General features: G+C 61.1%; 3 protein-coding genes. 2 read left to right on the top strand and 1 reads right to left on the bottom strand.

The genetic code is table 11. The features are described from left to right. Positions 1–286 precede the first annotated feature (286 nt). Positions 287–1,261, top strand: a complete 975-nt coding sequence (locus AC1D2P_RS13695; protein ID WP_109786082.1) for a 2-hydroxyacid dehydrogenase — start codon at positions 287–289, stop codon at positions 1,259–1,261. A gap of 40 nt (positions 1,262–1,301) precedes the next feature. Here the strand turns inward: AC1D2P_RS13695 and AC1D2P_RS13690 are convergent, their stop codons facing one another. Next, on the bottom strand, positions 1,302–2,204 hold the full coding sequence (locus AC1D2P_RS13690; protein WP_046026751.1) for a DMT family transporter: 903 nt from the start codon (positions 2,202–2,204) through the stop codon (positions 1,302–1,304). A gap of 138 nt (positions 2,205–2,342) precedes the next feature. Between AC1D2P_RS13690 and AC1D2P_RS13685 the strand changes: the two genes are divergently transcribed. Continuing rightward, entirely contained in the window at positions 2,343–3,218 is an 876-nt protein-coding gene (locus AC1D2P_RS13685; protein ID WP_109786083.1) for an AraC family transcriptional regulator, read from the top strand. Positions 3,219–3,321 lie beyond the last annotated feature (103 nt).

The following is a 3,321-nucleotide window of genomic DNA, read 5'->3' as shown; positions in this document are numbered from 1 at the left end:
GTCCCCGGAGGGATACCGGAGCGAAGGAACGCCGAGCCCCAGCGAGGGGCCGGACGCTCGGGGCGAGCCTTTTTTTGCTTACTTTTTTTTGGCGTTTGAAAAAAAAGTGAGTCGCCGTAAGGGCGAAACCCTAAGCGGCCGTTACCGCAGAAACGGATATGTACACAACCCACAAGAACATGGTCGGCCCAAAGGCCGCCAAGTTCAAAAGCTCACAACCACGAAAAAGAATGTTAGCGTGCTTGGCATTCTCCAAGCCAAACCAAGCCCGACGAGCCCACCTCCCATGAAAAAGACCGTCCTCGCCTTCAGCCGCATCACCCCCGAAATGGTCGAACACCTCAAGCAAGACTTCGAAGTCATCGTGCCAAACCCGAAAAACGGCGACATCAACGCCCAATTCAACGAAGCCCTGCCCCACGCCCACGGCCTGATCGGCGTCGGCCGCAAACTCGGTCGCGCACAACTCGAAACCGCCGCCAAACTCCAAGTCGTCTCCAGCGTCTCAGTCGGCTACGACAACTACGACCTCGCCTACTTCAACGAACGCGGGATCATGCTCACCAACACCCCCGACGTCCTCACCGAAAGCACCGCCGACCTCGCCTTCACCCTGCTCATGAGCAGCGCCCGCCGCGTCGCCGAACTGGACGCCTGGACCAAGGCCGGCCAATGGCAAGCCACCGTCGGCGCACCACTGTTCGGCACCGACGTGCACGGCAAAACCCTAGGCATCGTCGGCATGGGCAACATCGGCGCGGCCATTGCCCGTCGCGGTCGCCTGGGGTTCAACATGCCGATTCTCTACAGCGGCAACAGCCGCAAGACAGACCTGGAACAACAACTCGGCGCCCAGTTCCGCACGCTGGATCAACTGCTGGCCGAAGCCGATTTCGTTTGCCTGGTGGTGCCACTCAGCGAAAAGACCAAACACCTGATCAGCCACCGCGAACTGGCACTGATGAAACCCGGCGCCATCCTGGTGAACATCTCACGCGGCCCGGTCGTGGACGAACCAGCCCTGATCGAAGCGCTGCAAAACAACCGCATTCGCGGCGCCGGTCTGGACGTCTACGAAAAAGAACCGCTGGCCGAGTCGCCGTTGTTCCAACTGAAAAACGCCGTGACATTGCCGCACATCGGCTCGGCCACCCACGAAACCCGTGAAGCCATGGCCAACCGCGCCCTGGCCAACCTGCGCAGCGCGCTGTTGGGCGAGCGGCCGCAAGACCTGGTCAACCCGCAAGTCTGGAAAGGCTGACGAAAAACGGGCAGACGTGTCCAAACGTCTGCCCGTACGATCAAGCCAGTTTTCCACTTCCCCCCAGCATCGGTGCCTTGGGTTTACGAAATACCAGCACGTTGCCCAGCATCACCAGCACCAACCCCACCAGCGCCGGCGCGGTCCATTGGTAGCCTTCGGCAAACGCCGACACATTCAGCGCCACCACCGGAAACAACACGGTGCAATACGCCGCGCGCTCCGGGCCCATGCGCCCGACCAGCGTCAGGTAAGCGGTGAAACCGATCACCGAACCCGGGATTACCAGGTACAGCAGCGAACCGATGTAGCGCGCGTTCCATTCCATGTCGAACGGAATGCCTTTGACCAGGCACCATACCGACAGCATCGCCGCACCATAGGCCATACCCCAGGCGTTGGTCGTCAGCGGTTTCAATCCGGCCTTCTGCTGCAAACTCGACAGCATGTTGCCAGCCGAGAAGCACAAGGTCCCGAGCAAGGCCAGGCCCAGGCCGAGCAGCGTTTCCGGGCTGGCGGTATGCCCGGCCAGTTCCGGCCAGAACAACAGGCCAAGCCCGAACAACCCCAGTGCCCCGCCCATCAACACATTGCGAGCGATTTTTTGACCGAAAAACACCCGCGCATTCAGCGCATTCCACAGGGTGGCGGTGGAAAACACCACGGCAACCAAACCACTGGGAATCCACTGGCTGGCCGTCAGGAAGCACATGAAGTTGACGCAGAACAGGCACAGCCCCTGCGCCAGACAGATCAAATGCCCACGCCGGTTCATCACTTGCAGACGCCGACTCAGCAGCAACATCGCGAACAGCACCAGCGCCGCGAGGCCGAAGCGATAGACGATCGACACCGGAATCGCCACCACGCCCAGTTGCCATTTCAAGGCAATCCAGGTGGTGCCCCAGATCAGCACGGTCAGCAAGTACAACGACAGGTTCATGGCAAACACTCCTCAATAGAGGTTCAGTGTCCCGCGCCCGCTCGCCCCGCACTTGCATAAACTTGCGCTTTTGTCGGCGCAGAGGCTGGCAGGCCAACGTCTACGGAGTAGGATGCAAGGCGTTGGAGAGAACCGATCATGCCCGCACTGGAAACACTGCAAGTCTTTCAAGCCCTCAACCGCTCGCCCAATGCTCGCCTTGAGCACAGCGCCGAGCTCGGTGACGGCATGGCTGCAGCCTTGTGGAGCAACCATCACGACGCGCAGGATTACGAAGCGCCGAGTCATCACACGTTGTCGTGCTACATCGCCGGCGGCACCGGCACGTTTCGCCGCGACCAACCCGGCACCAAGGGCGGCCCCGACAAGTTGTGCATTCTGCCCGCCGAGCATCAATCCGGTTGGGTGATCAACGGCGACATTCGCCTGGCCCACGTGTATTTCAGCCCCGAACAATTCGCCCTCGGCTGCGTCACGCTGCTGGACCGTGAACCGCGCGAACTGCAATTGCGCGAAGGCACCTTCCTCGACGATCCGGCGCAAGCCCGACGCTTTCGGCAGATGCTCACCCTCAACTGGAACGAACCCGGCGAACGCGTGCTGACCAGCAGCCTGGCCCACGAAATGCTCAGCCACGTGTTGCTCGGCCAGGTTGGAATGCGTGAGGGCTTGCGGCTCAAGGGTGGACTGGCCGCGCATCAGCGGCGGCAGTTGGTGGAGTTCATCGACAACCAGTTGGCGGAGGCCATCAGCCTTGGGCAATTGGCCGCGCTGTGCGCGTTATCGGAATACCATTTTGCGCGGATGTTCAGAGAAAGCTTCGGCTTGCCGCCGCATCAATATGTGTTGGCGCGAAGACTGAGCCGGGCAAGGGAGTTGCTGCGCTCGACGTCGCAGCCGTTGGGGGAGATTGCATTGGCCTGCGGGTTTGCCAGCGCCAGTCATTTCACCAATCGGTTTCGGCAGGCATTGGGTGGGACGCCTGGGGACTATCGCCAGGCGTTTTTGCGCTAAGGCCCACGACAGTCGCTGCCTCTCAGGACGCCATCGCGGGCAAGCCCGGCTCCCACAGGAATAGGTGTCGAAGCGCACTCCTGTGAACGACACTATTCCTGTG

The organism is Pseudomonas sp. P1_F1_2 (assembly GCF_056405815.1).
Note: the sequence above shows the minus strand (reverse complement) of the source record. Positions and strands in the feature narration are given on the sequence as shown.

Excerpts from the sequence above, each read along its gene's own strand:
- AC1D2P_RS13695 (WP_109786082.1), top strand. The coding sequence starts at position 287 with ATGAAAAAGACCGTCCTCGCCTTCAGCCGCATCACCCCCGAAATGGTC.
- AC1D2P_RS13690 (WP_046026751.1), bottom strand. The coding sequence starts at position 2,204 with ATGAACCTGTCGTTGTACTTGCTGACCGTGCTGATCTGGGGCACCACC.
- AC1D2P_RS13685 (WP_109786083.1), top strand. The coding sequence starts at position 2,343 with ATGCCCGCACTGGAAACACTGCAAGTCTTTCAAGCCCTCAACCGCTCG.